Genomic DNA, 17593 nt, shown 5'->3' on the forward strand with positions numbered 1-17593 from the left:
CACCGCCCACTGACAACACCGGGGCACCTGTGGACAACTGCCGTGGCCAACCGCCATGGACGGCCGCCGTGCGAGGGCGGGAAAACCCTTTGCGGCGGCGCCGCGCCTCCCGGTCAATGGTCGGCGTGAACTGGACCATCAGCCCAGCCCCCATCGCGGGACCGGAGGCCCTCGCCACCGTGCGGGCCTACCTCGACGACATCATCAGCCGCTACTACGGCCGCCCCGCCACGGCCGAGGAGATCGACCAGACCCTGGCCGAGGAGCGCGACGACGAACTCGCCCCGCCCACCGGCCGGTTCCTGCTGGCCCGCGCCGAGGACGAGGGCGCCGTCGCGGGCTGCGCCGGAGTGCGCATGCTGGATGAGAAGACCGCCGAGCTGCGCCGCGTCTGGGTCGTGCCGCAGGCGCGCGGGAACGGCCTCGGCACCCGGCTGGTCGCCGCCGCCGAGCACGCGGCCGTCGAACTGGGCGCGGCGGCCATCCGCCTGGATACCCGCAGCGACCTGGTGGAGGCCCGGCGGCTGTACGCGCGGCGCGGGTACGAGGACATCCCCGCGTACAACGACTCGCCGTACGCGGGGCACTGGCTGGAGAAACGGCTCGCCGGCGCTCCCGCGTCCCGTCCGGCCACGGCTCTCAGGAGGTGACGTCCTGCCATGCCCTGGCGAGGGCTTCGGCGACGTCGGTGGCCGAGGGCGGGTCGGGGGCGAGGCGCCCGGCCAGCCCGTGGAGGTAGGCGCCCGCCGAGGCGGCGTCGTGCGCGTCGAGGCCCGTGGCCAGCAGCCCGCCCACCAGCCCGCTCAGCACATCCCCGCTGCCGGCGGTGGCGAGCCACCCCGTCCCCGTGGCGTTCACCCTTACGGGTACGTCACCGGGCCCGGCGATCAGCGTCGTCGAGCCCTTGAGCAGCACGGTGGCCCCCGTACGCTCCGCCAGGTCCCGTACGGCCGCCAGCCGTCCGGCCTCCACCTCCTCGCGGGCCACCCCGAGCAGCGCCGACGCCTCCCCGGCGTGCGGGGTCAGCACGGTGGGCGCGGTACGGGCCCGTACCGCCGCCAGGTCCATCAGCCGCAGTCCGTCGGCGTCCACCAGGACCGGTACGTCCGAGCCGATCACCTCGGCCACCGCCTGCCGCGCCTCCGGTTCGTCACCCAGGCCCGGCCCGGCCGCCCACGCCTGTACCCGGCCCGCGTGCCGGGGCGGCCCGGCGGAGACCAGCGCCTCGGGGAAGCGCGCGATGACCGCGTCCGAGCCGGGCCCCGCGTACCGCACAGCGCCCGCCCCGCTGCGCAGCGCGCCCGAGACGGCCAGTACGGCGGCGCCGGGGTAGCGCGCCGAGCCCGCGACGACGCCGACGACCCCGCGCCGGTATTTGTCGCTCTCGGCGGACGGCCTGGGCAGCAGCCGGGCCACATCGGCGTGCTGGAGCGCCTCGACGCGCGCCCCGTCCGGCGGCAGATGGGGGCCGAGGCCGATGTCCACGAGCCGTACGGCGCCCGCGTACTCCCGCGCGGGGTCGATCAGCAGCCCGGGCTTGTACGCGCCGAAGGTCACCGTCGCCGCGGCCCGCACCGCGGCGCCGTTCACCTCGCCGGTGCCGGCGTCCACCCCGCTGGGCAGGTCAACGGCGACGACGGGCACGCCCGCCTCCTGTACAAGATCGGCCAACTCCACGGCGGCGGGCCGCAGTCCGCCCTTCCCGCCGATGCCGACGATCCCGTCCAGCACCAGGTCCGCCCGCCGGATGAGGCCGCCGACCGGCTCGACCGCCCCCTCGACGACCGCGCCGGGCGCCACGACGGACCGCCCGCCCGCCGCGCGCAGCGCCGCGAGCCCGCCCTCGTGCACGCGCTCGGGCGAGAGCAGCACCGCGGTCACGCCCGCGCCGCGCCGCGCCAGCCGGGCCCCGGCATAGAGCGCGTCCCCGCCGTTGTCGCCGCTGCCGACGAGCAGCACCACCCGTGCCCCGTACGTCCGCCCCAGCAACCCGGTGCACGCGGCGGCGAGCCCCGCCGCCGCGCGCCGCATCAGTGCCCCGTCCGGCAGCCGCGCCATCAGCTGCCGCTCGCCGGCCCGTACCGCCTCCACGCCGTAACCAGTCCTCATCCCCCCAGTGTGGCGCCGCCCCCGCGAGGCCGCGCCCCGGCCGGGGAACGACCCGGGGGGACCGAACCGGGCGGGCCGCAGAGCGCCGAAGCCGACCGCTCGGCGGAGCAGCCCGGCCCCGTCCGCGCGAGCGGTCCGCGCGGACCGGCCCGCTCGGAGCGCCGGGTCAGCCCTCCGCGACCACCACCGCCGAGGCCACCCCCGCGTCGTGCGAGAGGGACACATGCCAGCTGCGTACCCCCAGCTCGGCAGCGCGTTCGGCGACGGTGCCGCGCACCGTCAAGAAGGGCTGGCCCGAGTCGGCGGTGCGGACCTCGGCGTCCGTCCAGCGCAGGCCCCTCGGCGCGCCCAGGGATTTCGCGAGGGCTTCCTTGGCCGCGAAACGGGCGGCCAGCGAGGCCACTCCGCGCCGCTCTCCGCTGGGCAGCCACAGTTCACCGGCCACGAACAGCCGTTGGGCCATCGCGGGCGTGCGCTCCAGCGACGCGGCGAAGCGGTCGATCTCCGCGACGTCGATCCCCACCCCGATGATCACCGCTGCCTCACCTGGCCCGCCCTCGATTTCCTCGACTGCTTCGATTACGTCGACTACTTCGACCCCGGCGAGGTTACGCGCCCACCCCGGCCGCCGCGCCCTCGAAGTCCGTGACGGTCATCCCGCCCGCCCTGCGCAGCTCGACCACCAGTTCCCGCCCCGGCCGCCCCGCCCTCCCCAGCTCCACCACCTCGCGCACCCCGCACAATGCGCCCACCCCGTCCTCGAACACCGCCGCGTCGGAGGCCAGCACGAACTCGCCGTCGCCGTCACCGTCGCCCCACCCGGCCACCAGCGGCGCGGCACGGCACGCGCCGACCATCGCGTCCGGGTCGTCGGCGTGCACGGCGACGAGCGTGAAGGAGCCCGCCGTACGGCGGCAGACCTGCCGTACCGCCTCGGCCAGGTCGCCGCAGGAGGAGAACGCCTCGGCGAGCAGCTGTGCGACAGCCCCGGTATCGGTATCGGTCCCGACCGCGTGCCCGCGTCCGCGTCGGCTTCCCCGTCCACGTTCCCCCAGCTCCGCCCGCAACGCTGAACGGCTGTCGAGCGTGCCGCCCTGGACGACGGCGACCCGTCCCGCGCTGTCCAGGTGCGGGTGCGCGTCGGCCGTGTCGGATACGCGCCCCTGTCCGGCCCGGCGGAAGTGGCCGATCGCCGTCCCCGCCGACGGCAGCGGCCTGCGGGCCAGTTCCTCGTGGAGGCCGGGGAGCGCCCCCGCGCACTTCGCCGCCGCCAACTGCCCGTCGGCGAGGACGGCGACGCCCGCGGACGAGCAGCCGACGGCGGCCTCCTGCGCCAGCCGCTGGAGACCCACGAGGACGACATCGAGCGCCGACTGGCCACCCAGATAGCCGACGATTCCGCACATGGATACCCCTTCCAGCCCTGTGACCTGGTATGTCTACCGCACAGGCGGGGCTGGAACACCCCTGGCCACTCCCGGGCCCCTGATCGCTCCCGGGCCCCTGGCCGCTCCCGGGCCCCTGGCCGCCCTGGCCCCCTCGGCCGCGCGCTCACTCCCCGAGCGCCATCCGGTCTATCGCCTCCCCCACCAGTTCCAGGTACTCCGACTCCTCGCAGCGGGGTTTGCTGCCCATCACGTACATGTCCAGCGATTCCGTCAGGTCTTCTAACAGGTCCTCGTCGGGGAGGCCATCGGTCAAGTCGCTGTAGACGTGCCCCGCGAAGCCGTCGAGGGACCGGTCGAGACGGTTACGTTTGAGGCGCTTGAGGCGCAAGATGTGCGGCATGGGCGGAATATAGCGATAGTCACATCTCTCGTACACCTTTAGTTCACTCGGAACTTCAGACGCCGCTATCCCGCTGAAAGATACCCAGTTCACCGGGGAACGGGAATCGAAAGTCGCTATGTGGCCGGGATCGTTCCCTGCCCCCGGAAGCGAGCACCGCGCACCGGCCGCGCAGAATGGCCGGGTGCCGACAAAGCCCTACCTCGACATCAGCCGCACGGAGTGGAGCGCCCTGCGCGCCCGGACGCCGCTGCCGCTCACCGCCGCCGAGGTCGAGGACCTCCGCGGCCTGGGCGACGTCATCGACCTGGACGAGGTACGGGACATCTACCTGCCGCTCTCCCGGCTCCTCAACCTCCACGTGGAGGCGACGCACCGCCTGCGCGGCGCACGCAACGCGTTCCTCGGCGACAAGGGCCAAGGCGGCGCGACGCCGTTCGTGATCGGCGTCGCGGGCAGTGTCGCCGTCGGCAAGTCCACGGTCGCCCGCCTGCTCCAGGCATTGCTGTCCCTCCCCCGGCACCCCGGCGGCACAGACGCCGAAGCCACCACCAACACCGGGGGCGGCGCGAACACCGGGGGCGGCGCGAGCGGCGCACCGCTGCCCGGACATCCGCGAGTCGAACTGGTCACCACGGACGGCTTCCTACTGCCCAAGGCCGAACTGGAGCGGCGCGGTCTGATGTCCCGCAAGGGGTTCCCCGAGTCCTACGACCGCCGCGCCCTCACCCGCTTCGTCGCCGACGTCAAGGCGGGCAAGCCCGAGGTGACGGCGCCGGTCTACTCGCACCTGATCTACGACATCGTGCCGGACGAGACGCTGACCGTACGCCGTCCCGACATCCTGATCGTCGAGGGCCTCAACGTCCTCCAGCCCGCGCTCCCCGGTGGCGGTACCTCCCGGCCGGATTCCGTCGGAGGCCGCGCCGGTCTCGCCGTCGCGGACTACTTCGACTTCTCGCTGTACGTGGACGCGCGCACATCCGACATCGAGCGCTGGTATCTCGGCCGCTTCCGCAAGCTGCGCGAGACCGCGTTCCAGAACCCGCGCTCGTACTTCCACACGTACACGGCCGTCTCCGAGGAAGAGGCCCTGGACTACGCCCGCAACGCCTGGCGCACCATCAACGAGCCCAACCTCCGCCAGAACATAGCCCCCACGCGCGGCCGGGCGACCCTCCAACTCCACAAAGGCCCCGAGCACAAGGTGGAACGCCTCTCCTTGCGCAAGCTGTGACCCGGAAGCGGTACCCCTTGCGGGAGTTGTGAGGGCACCGCGCGACCATGGCCGAGGGCACCGCGCGACCGTGGCCGAGGGCAGGTGCTTTCGTGGCCGGTCGCGCAGTCCCCGCGCCCCTGAAAGGGCGTCCGTCAGCCCAGCGCGCTCTTGACCACGTCGGCGAGGGTTCCCGCGACCGCGCGCGCGTGCTCGATGTCCGCGGCCTCGACCATCACGCGCACCAGGGGCTCCGTCCCGGAGGAGCGCAGCAGCACCCGCCCGGTCTCCCCCAGCTCCCGCTCGGCCTCCGCGACGGCGGAGACCACCTCGGGGGCGGTAGAGACCCGCGACTTGTCCACGTCCCGCACGTTCACCAGGACCTGCGGCAGCCGCTCCATGACGCCCACCAGCTCCGCCAGCGGCTTGCCCGTCGCCGCGACGCGAGCGGCCAGCATCAGGCCGGTCAGCGTGCCGTCCCCGGTGGTGGCGTGGTCGAGCACGATCACATGCCCGGACTGCTCGCCGCCCAGCGAGTACCCGCCGCGCTTCATCTCCTCCAGGACGTAGCGGTCGCCGACCGCGGTCTGGAGCAGCGCCAGGCCCTCCCGCTCCAGCGCGAGTTTGAAGCCGAGGTTGGACATGACCGTGGCGACGACGGTGTCCTTGCGCAGCTGACCCGCGTCCTTCATGGCGAGCGCGAGGACGGCGAGGATCTGGTCCCCGTCGATCTCCTCGCCCGCCGCGTCCACGGCCAGGCACCGGTCGGCGTCCCCGTCGTGGGCGACGCCCAGGTCGGCTCCGTGGTGGACGACGGCGGCGCGCAGCCCGTCCAGGTGGGTGGAGCCGCACTCGTCGTTGATGTTGAGCCCGTCGGGATCGGTGCCGATCGTCACCACATCGGCCCCGGCCCGCGCGAACGCCTCCGGGGAGACACGGGCCGCCGCGCCGTGCGCCCCGTCGATGACGACCTTGAGCCCGTCGAGCCGGTTGGGCAGGACGCCGACGAGGTGGGCGACGTAGTTGTCGAAGCCCTCGTCGTACTCTTTGACCCGTCCCACGCCCGCGCCGGTGGGCCGCGCCCACGCCTCCCCGGACGCGTGCTCGCGGTAGAGCGCCTCGATCCGGTCCTCCAGCTCGTCCGCGAGCTTGTGGCCGCCGCGCGCGAAGAACTTCACGCCGTTGTCGGGCATCGGATTGTGGCTGGCGGAGAGCATCACGCCCAGGTCGGCGCCGAGCGCCCCGGTCAGATAGGCGACGGCAGGCGTCGGCAGCACCCCGACCCGCAGCACATCGACCCCGGCGCTGGCCAGGCCCGCCACCACGGCGGCCTCCAGAAACTCCCCGGAGGCGCGGGGATCGCGGCCGACCACGGCCGTCGGCCGACTGTCGTCGCCCCTCACGCTGGCCTCGGTCAGCACATGGGCCGCCGCGACCGACAGCCCGAGCGCCAGCTCGGCCGTCAGCCCCTCATTGGCGACGCCACGTACACCGTCCGTACCGAAGAGTCGTGCCACAGTCGTTCCTCCAAGTTCTGCGGACGCGTTCGCCGAACGGGCCCTCCGCGGCCCGTCACAACAGGTATACGCCCCGTATTCCCCTCAGCGGTGCGGGGCTGCCGCCACCAAAAGACGGATGCCCCGCCGGCACCGAGGTGCGGACGGGGCATCCAGGCCGAAGCCTTCGCCGGGCTGAAGCCTTCGCGGCCGACAGCCACAGCCGGCAGCCGGACACAGCCGGTGCCGACAGCCTCCAGCCGGCGCCGGGTCAGCGCTTGCTGTACTGCGTACCCTTACGGGCCTTCTTGAGGCCGGCCTTCTTGCGCTCGACGGCACGCGCGTCACGCGTGAGGAACCCGGCCTTCTTGAGCGGGCCGCGGTTGTTGTCGACGTCCGCCTCGTTCAGCGCGCGGGCCACGCCCAGGCGCAGGGCGCCGGCCTGACCCGAGATGCCGCCGCCGGAGATACGGGCGACCACGTCGTAGCGGTCGTCCAGCTCCAGGACCTTGAACGGCTCGTTGACTTCCTGCTGGTGCACCTTGTTGGGGAAGTAGCCCTCAAGGGTGCGACCGTTGATCTTCCACTTGCCGCTGCCCGGAATGATCCGGACGCGGGCGATGGCGTTCTTGCGACGCCCGGTGCCGGCGGCCGGCTGCGGGTCGCCGAAGCGGGACGCGAGGGACTCGGAGGTGTACTCCTCCGGGGCCTCGGGGGTCTCGGTGGTGTACTCCTCGACGCCCTCGACGGGGGTCTCAGCGGTGGTCTCGGCCACGATGATCCTCAGCTTCTCTTCAGTCTTAGGGGGTGGCCGGACTTACTGCGCGACCTGGCTGATCTCGAACGGCACGGGCTGCTGAGCACCGTGCGGGTGCTGGTCGCCCGAGTAGACCTTCAGCTTCGAGAGCATCTGACGGCCCAGAGTGTTCTTCGGGAGCATGCCCTTGACGGCCTTCTCGACGGCCTTCTCGGGGTTCTTCGCCAGCAGCTCGTCGTAGCGGACGGAACGCAGACCGCCCGGGTATCCGGAGTGGCGGTAGGCCATCTTCTGGATCCGCTTGTTGCCGGAGAGGTGCACCTTGTCGGCGTTGACGATGATGACGAAGTCACCGGTGTCGACGTGGGGCGCGTACACCGGCTTGTGCTTGCCCCTCAGGAGAGTGGCGGCCTGAGAGGCCAGACGGCCCAGAACCACGTCCTGGGCGTCGATGATGTGCCACTGGCGCTGGACGTCGCCGGGCTTGGGGCTGTACGTACGCACGGTCGTAGCCTTCGCTTCTTCAGTGAATTGGGTCCTGACAAGGCCACCAACAGATCACCCCGGACAGGCCCGCATACGGTGACGCAACCGCACACGACCGCCAGACGTCAGCCGGTGAGCCGGTGTAAAGACCCCCCACGTGAGAACAGGCAAGCCAATACACACAACGATCCGCCAGAATACCGACCCTCCCCCGCAAGGGTCAAAACCGGGGTCACCGCCCCCGCGCGACCCGCCCCCCGTCCCACACCGGACCGGCCGCCTCCCGCACCCGGCCGTCCGCGCCGAACACCAGGAAGCGGTCGAAGGAGCGGGCGAACCGGCGGTCGTGCGTGACCGCCGGCACCGTCCCCTCGAACGACTCCAGCCCCTCCTGCAACGCCTCGGCCGACTCCAGGTCCAGGTCGTCCGTCGGCTCGTCCAGCAGCACCTCGTCGGTGCCGCGCAGCAGCGACTCCAGCCCGCGCCTCCCCCAGCCTCCGGCCGGGAGGTGCCCCCAGCCCCACCAGCGCCACCGAGGCGCCCTCGCCGGCCCGCGGGGACGCGTCGTCGAAGCGCGGCCTCCCGTCGGGCAGGAAGAACTCCGGATGCGCCACCTCGACATGTCCCGTGCGCGCGATTGTCGCGGTAGCCGCACCCCTGAACCAGGCGGATATCGAGCGCATAAGATGCGCCCATGAGCTTTGGGCAGGGGGGACCCCCGTGGGGTTCCGGAGGTGCCGGGGGCCCCGGGGGGCCCGGGGGCGGCAGCACGCCGGACTGGGCCGCGCTCGCCGAGCAGGCCGAGCGCCAGCGCGGCAAGCGGCGCCGCTGGCTGATGGCGGGCGGCGGCGCGCTGGCGACCGCCGCCGTGGCGGGCATCGTCGCGGTGGCCGTCGTCAACGAGGGCGACGGGGACAACGCCTCCGACAAGCCCTCCAACTCGCTCCCCGCGCCCGAGGACCTGCCCTCCAGCGGCGGCGGGCAGCCCACCTTCAAGGACGAGCCGCCGCCCCCGCCGCCGCCCAGGTACTTCATCGCCGACGCCGAGCACGACAAGGCACCCCTGAGCGCGGCCACGCTCTTCCCGGCCAAGCGCGTCACGGTCAACGGCCACCCCTACAAGCTGGCCTCCACCAGCACCAGCAAGAGTTGCGCCGAGGCGGCACACGCGGGCCTCGGCCCGGTGCTGACCCGCAACGACTGCACCGCGCTCTACCGCGCCACCTTCACCAGCAAAGGGCTGGCCGTGACGGTCGGCATCGCCGTCTTCGAGGACTCGAAGGCCGCCGCGCAGGTCAAGAAGAACTACCAGCCCAACCTGGTGGCCCTTCCCGGCAACGGCGTCCCCGACTTCTGCCGCACCGTCACCTGCCGTACGACGGCCAACAACCTGGGCCGCTACGCCTACTTCACCATCGCGGGCCGCACCAACGGCACCGAGTCCGGCCCCTCCGACACCCAGGCCCAGCGCGTCGCCCTCGACGGCTCCAACTACGCCTACGGCCGGGTCCTCCAGCGCGGCCGGGCCCAGTCCTCCGAGGCCGCCAAGGAGCCCGCCTCCTGACCACCACGGGCCGACCCGGGACTGCCCCTGGGCCTACCCGGTCACGAGCGGCACCAGCCCGAGAAAATCCGCGGTCCTGGTGTAGACGGTGCGGGCGAGGGAGTCGTCCGAGGCCGGGCGGGAGACGGCAGCCGGCTGGGAGTCGCTGAAGAAGCCGCCGCTGGGACGCGGTGCGGGTGAGGCGGTGGCGAGCCGGAGGGGGGTCCGCAGGCCCTCCTGCGCGGTGACGGCGAACGGGCGGAACAGCGGCGCGGTCAGGCGCATCAGCCCGCCGACGTTGCTGTGGAACGCGGTGCCTTTGACCATGCCCGGATCGGCGCTGTAGACGCTCATGCCCTCGGGCAGGCGGCGGGCGAGTTCCCGCGCCGCCAGCAGACTGACGAGTTTGCTGGTCGCGTAGACGTTGATCTGGTGGTAGAAGCGGCTGCCCCACGAGGTCCCTACGACATCCGGATCGGCGGCATCGAGCTTGCCCCGCACTGCCACGTACGAGGACATGTTGATGATCCGCGCCCGGGAGGTGAGCGCTCCTTCGGCCAGCAGCGCGTGGGTGAGCAGGAACGGCGCGTGGTGGTTCAGCGCGTAGGTGCGTTCCGCGCCGTCCGGCGTCCGCTCGTACCGGGGGAAGGCCGCTCCCGCGTTGTTGAGGAGCACGTCCACGGGAACGCCGTCGGCCGCCGGCTGCGCGGCCAGCGCCCGCACCTGCGTCCTTTGCCCGAAGTCCGCGGTGTACACGCGCGGCGGGGCCGGGTCCGCGTCCGCCGGGGGCGAGGCCGCGCAGACTCTCCGCGGCGGCGCGGGTACGTGGTGCGTCCCGGCCGACGAGGACGACGCTGTGCCCGGCCGCGGCCAAGGAGCGCGCCATCACCAGCCCCAGGCCCGAAGCGCCGCCCGTGATGACCGTGGTGGACGTGCCGCTCACCGCTGCCCCTCTTCCAGAGCGCCGGCCTCTCCCACCGAGCCCGCCTCCTCCGGAGCGCCCGCCGCCTCGGCGCCCTCGTCGTCCCCCGGACGACCGGCCCCGACCGCTTCCTGAAGCAGCGCGTGCAGGCGCAGCCTGTCCTCAAGGCCGAGGCGGGCGAAGGGGGAGCGCTCGGCGGTGTGCCGGACGATGCGGTCGCGCATCGCGCATCCCTCGGGTGTGAGCCGGATGACCTTGACGCGGCGGTCGGTGGGGTGGGCCTCGCGGCGGACCAGACCGCGCCGCTCCAGCCGGTCGATCATCGACGTCGCGGTGGAGGCGTCGCACTGGAGGCTTTCGGCCAGCCGACGTGCGGTCATCTCCGGCCCGCGGCTCAGTCTCCACAGGGCATCGGTCTGGGTGTCGGTCAGCCCTGACTGCCGGGCCAGTTCCTTCAGCTCGCCGTGCACCTGGGTGCGCACCGCGAACAGACAGTCGTGAAGCTCCTCGTTCAGCGTCTGTTCGTCCATGACGGAACAATGCATGGAAATTCCAATCATTGGTCTTTCCATGTATTTACTGGCTGTAGGTACGAACCGGATCAGCAGCAGCCGAAATCGTCGAGCAGACCGCCGCTGCCGAGACCGCCGGCGCCGCCGCCCGGGGCCAGCGTCCGCTTGTTCCGCGACGCCAGGTTGCGCGCGGCCAGCTCCTCCTCCGCCGGATAGCCGACCTCCTCCAGCGTCAGCCCGTGCGGCCTCACCACGTGGACGGCCGAGTCCCGCACCCCGGCGGCCAGCACCTTCGCCGGCCACTCCGGGGGGCGGTGCCCGTCGCCGACGAACAGCATCGCGCCCACCAGCGAGCGCACCATGTTGTGGCAGAACGCGTCCGCCTTGACCGTGGCCTCCAGCACACCGTCCGCGCGCCGCACCCACTCCAGCCGCTGGAGCGTACGGATCGTCGTCGCGCCCTCGCGCTTCTTGCAGTACGCGGCGAAGTCGTGCTCCCCCAGCAGGCCGCGCGCCGCCTCGTTCATGGCGTCGAGGTCCAGCGGCCAGTTGTGCCACAGCACGTGGCCGCGCTGGAGCGGATCGGCACCGCCGGGATGGTCGGTGACCCGGTACGCGTAACGGCGCCAGATCGCCGAGAACCGCGCGTCGAAATGTGCGGGCGCCTCGCTCACCCCGAAGACCCGCACGTCCATGGGCAGCCGCCCGGCCAGACGGCGCAGCAGCCCCTCGCCGTGCTCGGCCCACACCTCCACGGGCAGGTCCACGTGGGCGACCTGCCCCCGCGCGTGCACCCCCGCGTCCGTACGCCCCGCCACGGTCAGCTCCGGCGTCCCGGGCAGCCGCAGGACGACCCGCAGCGCGTCCTCGATCTCCTCCTGCACCGTACGGCGGTCCCGCTGCCGGGCCCACCCGGAGAACTCCCGCCCGTCGTACGCCAGATCCAGCCGCACCCGCACCACGTCACTCACGGTCCGATCCTCTCACCTCGCACGATGCCCCTCCCCGAGGCCGGCGCCCTACGAACCGGAGACCGGGGCCATACGCCCCCGAGGCCGGTGCCGTACGAAAGCGGGCCCGCCCCCGAAGGGACGGGCCCGCTCACACACCTCGGCGGACGGTTCAGGCGTCCTTGGACTCGCCCTCGGCGGACTCGCCCTCGGCCTCGGCCGCGTCCTTCTTCAGGTCGGCCACGGCCTCGTCACCAGCGGCGTCCTTCGCGGAGCGCTTGGTCGCCGCCTCGGCCTCACCGACAGCGGTCTGCTGCACGGTCAGGGCCTCGACCAGCTCGATGACCGCCATCGGGGCGTTGTCGCCACGACGCGGGCCGATCTTGGTGATGCGGGTGTAGCCACCGGGACGGTTCTCGTACCGCGGGCCGATCTCGGTGAAGAGCGTGTGCACGACACTCTTGTCCAGGACCGTGCGCATGACCTGACGGCGGTTGTGAAGGTCACCCTTCTTCGCCTTGGTGATCAGACGCTCGGCGACCGGACGCAGGCGGCGTGCCTTCGCCTCGGTCGTCGTGATGCGGCCGTGCTCGAACAGAGCGGTGGCCAGATTGCCCAGCATCGCCTTCTGGTGCGCGGCACTGCCGCCCAGACGGGGACCCTTGGTGGGCTTCGGCATGATCCTTCTCCTTACGTTGTCCCTGCACCGGCCGTACGAGGCACCGGCGGCAGTCCCGGCCGTATGAGGTACCGGGGTTACGGCCCCGCGCCCGAAAGGGACGAGGGGGGTTGCGCCCCCGAAAGAGGCGCGGGGAACTGCGCGACCAGCCACAGCGGACCCGCAGCTCCCCGACAACAGTACGGGGCAGACGCTGAGGTCTCAGCACACAGACCCAGCGTCAGCGACTCAGTACTGCTCGGTCTCCACGAACCCGGCGTCCGCGTCGTCATCGGCGCCGAAGGCGTCAGCGGCGGCGGTCGGGTCGAATCCGGGCGGGCTGTCCTTGAGGGCCAGACCCATGCCGGCCAGCTTCGCCTTGACCTCGTCGATCGACTTCGCACCGAAGTTGCGGATGTCGAGCAGGTCCGCCTCGGAGCGGGCCACCAGCTCGCCCACCGAGTGGATGCCCTCGCGCTTGAGGCAGTTGTACGACCGAACGGTGAGCTCCAGCTCCTCGATCGGCAGCGCCAGGTCCGCCGCGAGCGCGGCGTCCGTCGGCGACGGGCCCATGTCGATGCCCTCGGCATCGACGTTCAGCTCGCGCGCCAGGCCGAACAGCTCGACCAGCGTCTTGCCCGCGGACGCCATGGCGTCACGGGGCCGCATGGCCTGCTTGGTCTCGACATCGACGATCAGCTTGTCGAAGTCGGTGCGCTGCTCGACACGGGTCGCCTCGACCTTGTAGGTGACCTTGAGGACCGGCGAGTAGATGGAGTCGACCGGGATACGGCCGATCTCCTGGCCCAGCTGCTTGTTCTGGACGGCGGAGACGTAGCCGCGACCGCGCTCGACGGTCAGCTCCATCTCCAGCTTGCCCTTGCCGTTCAGCGTGGCCAGGACCAGCTCCGGGTTGTGCACCTCGACACCGGCCGGCGGCGCGATGTCCGCGGCGGTGACCAGGCCCGGACCCTGCTTGCGCAGGTACATCACGACGGGCTCGTCGTGCTCCGAGGAGACGACCAGCGACTTGATGTTGAGGATGAGGTCGGTGACGTCCTCCTTGACGCCCGGCACGGTCGAGAACTCGTGCAGGACACCGTCGATCCGGATGCTGGTGACAGCGGCACCGGGAATCGAGGAGAGGAGCGTACGACGCAGAGAGTTACCGAGGGTGTAGCCGAAGCCCGGCTCCAGCGGCTCGATCACGAACCGTGAGCGGAATTCGTCGACGACCTCTTCGGTCAGAGAGGGGCGCTGAGCGATCAGCATGTGATGTGTGCCTCCAGTTATCGGCAACCGCTATTTGATGCCGTCACTGCAAGGGTACGGGCGGCAGGCCCGAAACAGACCTGCCACCCGTGCCCTGCGAAGCCGACCCGAATTACTTCGAGTACAGCTCGACGATCAGCTGCTCCTGCACCTGGGTGTCGATGCTGCAACCCCCCGGGGAGTAATCCCCGAACCCCAAGCCGCACACACAGCGCGACCCGAAGCCAGGCGCCGGAGCCATGAGCCGACCCGAATTACTTCGAGTACAGCTCGACGATCAGCTGCTCCTGCACCTGGGTGTCGACACTGCAACCCCCCGGGGAATAATCCCCGAACCCCAAGCCGCACACACAGCGCGACCCGAAGCCAGGCGCCGGAGCCATCAGCCGACCCGAATTACTTCGAGTACAGCTCGACGATCAACTGCTCCTGCACCTGGGTGTCGATCACCTGGCGCTCGGGCAGCGAGTGCACGAGAATCCGCATCTTCGACGGAATGGACTCCAGCCACGCCGGAACCGTCTTCTCGCCGGCCTCCGCGGCGGCCACCTGGAAGGGGGTCAGCTCGCGGGAGGAGGGACGGACCTCGATGATGTCGTTCACGGACACCCGCGCCGAGGGGATGTCGGTCTTGCGACCGTTCAGCGCGATGTGGCCGTGCTTGACCAACTGACGTGCGTGGTCGCGGGACTTGGCAAAGCCAGCCCGGTAGACCACGTTGTCCAGACGGGTTTCGAGGATCCGCAGCAGGTTCTCGCCTGTCTTGCCCTGCTGGCGGTTGGCCTCGGTGAAATACCCGCGGAACTGCTTCTCCAGGACGCCGTAGATACGAGCGGCCTTCTGCTTCTCACGCTTCTGCAGCAGGTACTCGGAGTCCTTGGTGCGCCCGCGACCGTGCTCACCCGGGGGGTAAGGACGGATCTCGATCGGGCACTTCGCGCTCTCGCACTTGCTCCCCTTGAGGAAGAGCTTCTGCTTTTCCCGACGGCAACGCTTGCAGTCGGCCCCGGTGTAACGCGCCATTGTCGTTGATCTCCTACTTCAGTTGTCTCAGACTCGGCGACGCTTCGGCGGGCGGCAGCCGTTGTGCGGGGTCGGGGTGACGTCCTGGATGGAGCCGACCTCCAGGCCGGTGGCCTGGAGCGAGCGGATCGCGGTCTCACGGCCGGAGCCGGGACCCTTCACAAAGACATCGACCTTGCGCATGCCGTGCTCCTGGGCGCGGCGCGCGGCGTTCTCCGCGGCCATCTGCGCCGCGAACGGCGTCGACTTGCGCGAGCCCTTGAAGCCGACGTGGCCGGCGGAGGCCCAGGAGATCACGTTGCCGGTGGGGTCGGTGATCGAGACGATGGTGTTGTTGAACGTGCTCTTGATGTGAGCGTGCCCGTGGGCGACGTTCTTCTTCTCCTTGCGGCGCACCTTCTTGGCGCCGGCCGTACGGCTCTTCGGAGGCATATAGAGATAACTCCCGTGAGGTGGTCGGTCCTACTCGCGGACCGCTTGCAGCGTGTCCGGAGTGGACTACTTCTTGCCCGGCTTCTTCTTGCCGGCGATGGCGCGACGCGGGCCCTTACGGGTGCGGGCGTTGGTCTTCGTGCGCTGTCCGTGGACCGGGAGACCGCGCCGGTGACGCAGACCCTCGTAGCAGCCGATCTCCACCTTGCGGCGGATGTCGGCCTGGATCTCACGGCGGAGGTCACCCTCTACCTGGAGGTTGTTGTCCACGTATTCGCGGAGCTTGACCATCTCCTCCTCGGCCAGGTCCCGCACGCGGGTGTCGGGGCTGACCCCGGTCTCGCGCAGGGTCTGCTGGGCAAGGGTGCGGCCAATGCCGAAGACGTAGGTGAGGGCGACCTCGACGCGCTTCTCGCGCGGGAGGTCGACGCCAGCGAGGCGTGCCATGAATGTGGCTCCTGTTGATTTCGTCGGAGGTCTGCAGCAGCGCCGATCCGGTCCGTAAACGGAACGGTCCCCGGCCTCCGACCGGGGGTGTCGACACCGTCAGCGGCGTCGGGCCCTGCTTATGTGACTGTTGCTCGCGTCGCGCGAAGGAACTGCGAAAGGCAGGTCGTCGTACGTCAGCCCTGGCGCTGCTTGTGGCGCAGGTTCTCGCAAATGACCATGACCCGCCCGTGACGGCGGATCACCTTGCACTTGTCGCAGATCTTCTTGACGCTCGGCTTGACCTTCATGGTGTGAGGTTCTCCGGGTCTGGCCGTCCTCCCGGGAGCGGGAAGGCAGCACGATCTGTCGATCTACTTGTAGCGGTAGACGATCCGTCCGCGCGTCAGATCGTAGGGAGACAACTCCACCACGACCCGGTCGTCGGGAAGGATACGGATGTAGTGCATCCGCATCTTGCCGCTGATATGCGCGAGGACCTGGTGCCCGTTCTGGAGCTCCACCTTGAACATCGCGTTCGGGAGAGACTCGACGACGGTGCCCTCGATCTCGATGGCCCCTTGTTTTTTGGCCATGCTTGAGCGCTTCACCTTCCGGGATCGGCTACCTGGGGTGACCCATGCCTTCCCGTGCATACGGGTGTAGCTGGGCCGACGAGCCAGTCTACGCGACACTCCCGGGAAAGACGAATCCGGGCAGTCTCCCCACTCCCGGAGATCTTCAACCACTGGGCCCGGCTCTTCGGTCCCCGGACCGGATGACGCGATCACCGGGACCGGACGGCGGACAACCCGTTCGGATGATGTCCCCCCGGCCCTTGCCGGATCGGGCGGCCGAGCACCGAGGAACCGGGCGGGACGGGGGCGGACGACGTGTACGCCGGGGCTCCGGGCCGAGCCCGGAGGTGGTGCGGCGGGGCCGGTCGCTACGCCAGCGGGTCCGGCGCGGCCTCGATCCCCAGCTCCGCGAGCTTGGCGCGGCCACCGTCCGGCGCGGTCAGCACCAGCGGGCCCTGCTCCGTCAGCGCGACGGAGTGCTCCCAGTGCGAGGACCAGGTGCCGTCGTTCGTCTTGACCGTCCACTCGTCCGACAGGACATGGGTGCGAGGTGTGCCGAGGGTCACCATCGGCTCGATGGCCAGGCACATGCCGGGCACCAGCTTGGGGCCACGGCCGCGCCGCCGGTCCACGTAGTTGAGCAGGTGGGGATCCATGTGCATCTGGGAGCCGATGCCGTGGCCGCCGTAGTCCTCGACGATGCCGTACTTGCCGGAGGAGGGGCGCGGCTGGCGGCGGATGTAGCCCTCGATGGCCTTGGAGATGTCCACCAGCCGGTTGCCCTTGCGCACCGCGGCGAGCCCGGCCCACATCGACTCCTCCGTGACCCGGCTCAGCTCGCGCAGCTCGGCGGAGTGCCCGTCGCCGACGAAGACGGTCAGCGCGGCGTCCCCGTGCCAGCCGTCGATGATCGCCCCGGCGTCGATGGAGAGCAGGTCACCGGCCTTGAGGACGGTCTCCCGGTCCGGGATGCCGTGCACCACGACGTCGTTGACGGAGGTGCAGATGTTGCCGGGGAAGCCGCCGTAGCCCAGGAAATTCGGCTTGGCGCCGTGGTCGGCGAGCACCTTGGCCGCGACCTCGTCCAGGTCCTTCGTCGTGGCGCCCGGCACGGCGGCCTCGGCGCACGCCTTGTGCATAGCGGCGACGACCAGCCCGGCCTCGCGCATCTTCGCGATCTGCTCCGGGGTCTTGATCTCCACCATGACGGCTGCCGCCTTCCCTGACCGGCCGGTGTCCGGCCCGGCCGAATCCTGTTTCTGCCTCATCAAGTCTGCCAGTCCCGCGACGGCGGCCGGGCCGCGTGCCGGGCCTCCGAGCACCTGGGCCCCGGCACGCGGTCCGGACACAGGTGTGGGGGCCGGGCAGTACCCGGCCCCCACACCTGAACGGCCGTCACGGCGCGCTGCCCGGGATTCACGGAGC

General features: G+C 71.2%; 20 protein-coding genes and 2 pseudogenes. 3 read left to right on the forward strand and 19 right to left on the reverse strand.

The genetic code is table 11. The features are described from left to right. Positions 1-116: 116 nt before the first annotated feature. On the forward strand, positions 117-650 hold the full coding sequence (locus ABD339_RS28125; protein WP_344569934.1) for a GNAT family N-acetyltransferase: 534 nt from the start codon (positions 117-119) through the stop codon (positions 648-650). Here ABD339_RS28125 and ABD339_RS28130 read toward each other — a convergent pair. The 4 genes and pseudogenes from ABD339_RS28130 to ABD339_RS28145 form a co-directional block, all read right to left on the reverse strand. Further along, a complete protein-coding gene (locus tag ABD339_RS28130) occupies positions 640-2109 on the reverse strand; it encodes an NAD(P)H-hydrate dehydratase (RefSeq protein WP_344569935.1) in 1470 nt (489 codons plus the stop codon). The genes ABD339_RS28125 and ABD339_RS28130 overlap by 11 nt on opposite strands. A gap of 166 nt (positions 2110-2275) precedes the next feature. Continuing rightward, a complete protein-coding gene (locus tag ABD339_RS28135; RefSeq protein ID WP_344569936.1) occupies positions 2276-2644 on the reverse strand; it encodes a holo-ACP synthase in 369 nt (122 codons plus the stop codon). An 82-nt stretch (positions 2645-2726) separates the two neighbouring features. Further along, positions 2727-3515 (reverse strand): annotated as a pseudogene (locus tag ABD339_RS28140) (hypothetical protein); the annotation flags it as partial. Between the two features lie 145 nt (positions 3516-3660). Further along, a complete protein-coding gene (locus ABD339_RS28145; protein WP_344569938.1) occupies positions 3661-3897 on the reverse strand; it encodes a hypothetical protein in 237 nt (78 codons plus the stop codon). Positions 3898-4015: 118 nt separating this feature from the next. On the opposite strand from ABD339_RS28145, the gene coaA reads away from it, so the two are divergent. Then, a complete protein-coding gene (coaA, locus tag ABD339_RS28150) occupies positions 4016-5134 on the forward strand; it encodes a type I pantothenate kinase (RefSeq protein ID WP_425576121.1) in 1119 nt (372 codons plus the stop codon). A gap of 134 nt (positions 5135-5268) precedes the next feature. Here the strand turns inward: coaA and glmM are convergent, their stop codons facing one another. The 4 genes and pseudogenes from glmM to ABD339_RS28170 all read right to left on the reverse strand — a co-directional run. Beyond that, positions 5269-6630, reverse strand: a complete 1362-nt coding sequence (gene glmM, locus ABD339_RS28155) for a phosphoglucosamine mutase (RefSeq protein WP_344569941.1) — start codon at positions 6628-6630, stop codon at positions 5269-5271. Positions 6631-6880: 250 nt separating this feature from the next. Continuing rightward, positions 6881-7384: a 30S ribosomal protein S9 gene (gene rpsI, locus ABD339_RS28160; RefSeq protein ID WP_344569943.1), complete on the reverse strand. Its 504-nt coding sequence runs from the start codon at positions 7382-7384 to the stop codon at positions 6881-6883. A 42-nt stretch (positions 7385-7426) separates the two neighbouring features. Further along, positions 7427-7870 carry a 50S ribosomal protein L13 gene (gene rplM, locus ABD339_RS28165; protein WP_344569945.1) on the reverse strand — a complete coding sequence of 148 codons (444 nt, stop codon included), beginning with the start codon at positions 7868-7870 and terminating at the stop codon, positions 7427-7429. A gap of 214 nt (positions 7871-8084) precedes the next feature. After that, positions 8085-8303, reverse strand: a pseudogene (locus tag ABD339_RS28170) (ABC transporter ATP-binding protein); the annotation flags it as partial. A 243-nt stretch (positions 8304-8546) separates the two neighbouring features. On the opposite strand from ABD339_RS28170, the gene ABD339_RS28175 reads away from it, so the two are divergent. After that, positions 8547-9416: a hypothetical protein gene (locus ABD339_RS28175; RefSeq protein ID WP_344569947.1), complete on the forward strand. Its 870-nt coding sequence runs from the start codon at positions 8547-8549 to the stop codon at positions 9414-9416. A 33-nt stretch (positions 9417-9449) separates the two neighbouring features. Here ABD339_RS28175 and ABD339_RS28180 read toward each other — a convergent pair whose 3' ends face one another. The 11 genes from ABD339_RS28180 to map all read right to left on the reverse strand — a co-directional run bounded on the left by ABD339_RS28180 (position 9450) and on the right by map (position 17373). Next, positions 9450-10118, reverse strand: coding sequence for an SDR family NAD(P)-dependent oxidoreductase (locus ABD339_RS28180; RefSeq protein ID WP_344569949.1), 669 nt, complete (start codon positions 10116-10118; stop codon positions 9450-9452). Positions 10119-10334: 216 nt separating this feature from the next. Further along, positions 10335-10847, reverse strand: coding sequence for a MarR family winged helix-turn-helix transcriptional regulator (locus ABD339_RS28185; RefSeq protein ID WP_344569951.1), 513 nt, complete (start codon positions 10845-10847; stop codon positions 10335-10337). Positions 10848-10918: 71 nt separating this feature from the next. Next, on the reverse strand, positions 10919-11800 hold the full coding sequence (gene truA / locus ABD339_RS28190) for a tRNA pseudouridine(38-40) synthase TruA (protein ID WP_344569952.1): 882 nt from the start codon (positions 11798-11800) through the stop codon (positions 10919-10921). 151 nt (positions 11801-11951) lie between these two features. Next, complete coding sequence (gene rplQ / locus ABD339_RS28195; RefSeq protein WP_344569954.1) at positions 11952-12458, reverse strand: 50S ribosomal protein L17; 507 nt, start codon at positions 12456-12458, stop codon at positions 11952-11954. 228 nt (positions 12459-12686) lie between these two features. Next, a complete protein-coding gene (locus ABD339_RS28200; RefSeq protein ID WP_344569956.1) occupies positions 12687-13709 on the reverse strand; it encodes a DNA-directed RNA polymerase subunit alpha in 1023 nt (340 codons plus the stop codon). Positions 13710-14105: 396 nt separating this feature from the next. After that, on the reverse strand, positions 14106-14732 hold the full coding sequence (gene rpsD, locus ABD339_RS28205; RefSeq protein WP_344569958.1) for a 30S ribosomal protein S4: 627 nt from the start codon (positions 14730-14732) through the stop codon (positions 14106-14108). 27 nt (positions 14733-14759) lie between these two features. Next, the gene (rpsK, locus tag ABD339_RS28210) at positions 14760-15164 is read right to left on the reverse strand and encodes a 30S ribosomal protein S11 (protein ID WP_165296566.1); all 405 of its coding nucleotides are present in this window, start codon (positions 15162-15164) and stop codon (positions 14760-14762) included. A 66-nt stretch (positions 15165-15230) separates the two neighbouring features. Further along, on the reverse strand, positions 15231-15611 hold the full coding sequence (gene rpsM, locus ABD339_RS28215; protein WP_344569962.1) for a 30S ribosomal protein S13: 381 nt from the start codon (positions 15609-15611) through the stop codon (positions 15231-15233). A gap of 176 nt (positions 15612-15787) precedes the next feature. Further along, positions 15788-15901 (reverse strand): 50S ribosomal protein L36, encoded by a 114-nt coding sequence (gene rpmJ, locus ABD339_RS28220; protein WP_009740505.1) that lies wholly within the window; start codon positions 15899-15901, stop codon positions 15788-15790. A gap of 63 nt (positions 15902-15964) precedes the next feature. Continuing rightward, complete coding sequence (gene infA / locus ABD339_RS28225) at positions 15965-16186, reverse strand: translation initiation factor IF-1 (protein WP_003948620.1); 222 nt, start codon at positions 16184-16186, stop codon at positions 15965-15967. A gap of 350 nt (positions 16187-16536) precedes the next feature. Then, positions 16537-17373: a type I methionyl aminopeptidase gene (map, locus tag ABD339_RS28230; protein WP_344569963.1), complete on the reverse strand. Its 837-nt coding sequence runs from the start codon at positions 17371-17373 to the stop codon at positions 16537-16539. Positions 17374-17593: the final 220 nt, after the last annotated feature.

Origin of the sequence: Streptomyces axinellae (genome assembly GCF_039532135.1) — a bacterium.
In the GTDB taxonomy this organism is placed as follows: Bacteria; Actinomycetota; Actinomycetes; order Streptomycetales; family Streptomycetaceae; genus Streptomyces; species Streptomyces axinellae.

Excerpts from the sequence above, each read along its gene's own strand:
- ABD339_RS28125 (WP_344569934.1), top strand. The coding sequence starts at position 117 with ATGGTCGGCGTGAACTGGACCATCAGCCCAGCCCCCATCGCGGGACCG.
- ABD339_RS28185 (WP_344569951.1), bottom strand. The coding sequence starts at position 10,847 with ATGGACGAACAGACGCTGAACGAGGAGCTTCACGACTGTCTGTTCGCG.
- ABD339_RS28200 (WP_344569956.1), bottom strand. The coding sequence starts at position 13,709 with ATGCTGATCGCTCAGCGCCCCTCTCTGACCGAAGAGGTCGTCGACGAA.
- rplQ (WP_344569954.1), bottom strand. The coding sequence starts at position 12,458 with ATGCCGAAGCCCACCAAGGGTCCCCGTCTGGGCGGCAGTGCCGCGCAC.
- coaA (WP_425576121.1), top strand. The coding sequence starts at position 4,016 with ATGTGGCCGGGATCGTTCCCTGCCCCCGGAAGCGAGCACCGCGCACCG.
- ABD339_RS28130 (WP_344569935.1), bottom strand. The coding sequence starts at position 2,109 with ATGAGGACTGGTTACGGCGTGGAGGCGGTACGGGCCGGCGAGCGGCAG.
- ABD339_RS28145 (WP_344569938.1), bottom strand. The coding sequence starts at position 3,897 with ATGCCGCACATCTTGCGCCTCAAGCGCCTCAAACGTAACCGTCTCGAC.
- rpsM (WP_344569962.1), bottom strand. The coding sequence starts at position 15,611 with ATGGCACGCCTCGCTGGCGTCGACCTCCCGCGCGAGAAGCGCGTCGAG.
- rpsK (WP_165296566.1), bottom strand. The coding sequence starts at position 15,164 with ATGCCTCCGAAGAGCCGTACGGCCGGCGCCAAGAAGGTGCGCCGCAAG.
- rpmJ (WP_009740505.1), bottom strand. The coding sequence starts at position 15,901 with ATGAAGGTCAAGCCGAGCGTCAAGAAGATCTGCGACAAGTGCAAGGTG.
- rpsD (WP_344569958.1), bottom strand. The coding sequence starts at position 14,732 with ATGGCGCGTTACACCGGGGCCGACTGCAAGCGTTGCCGTCGGGAAAAG.
- ABD339_RS28175 (WP_344569947.1), top strand. The coding sequence starts at position 8,547 with ATGAGCTTTGGGCAGGGGGGACCCCCGTGGGGTTCCGGAGGTGCCGGG.
- map (WP_344569963.1), bottom strand. The coding sequence starts at position 17,373 with ATGGTGGAGATCAAGACCCCGGAGCAGATCGCGAAGATGCGCGAGGCC.
- infA (WP_003948620.1), bottom strand. The coding sequence starts at position 16,186 with ATGGCCAAAAAACAAGGGGCCATCGAGATCGAGGGCACCGTCGTCGAG.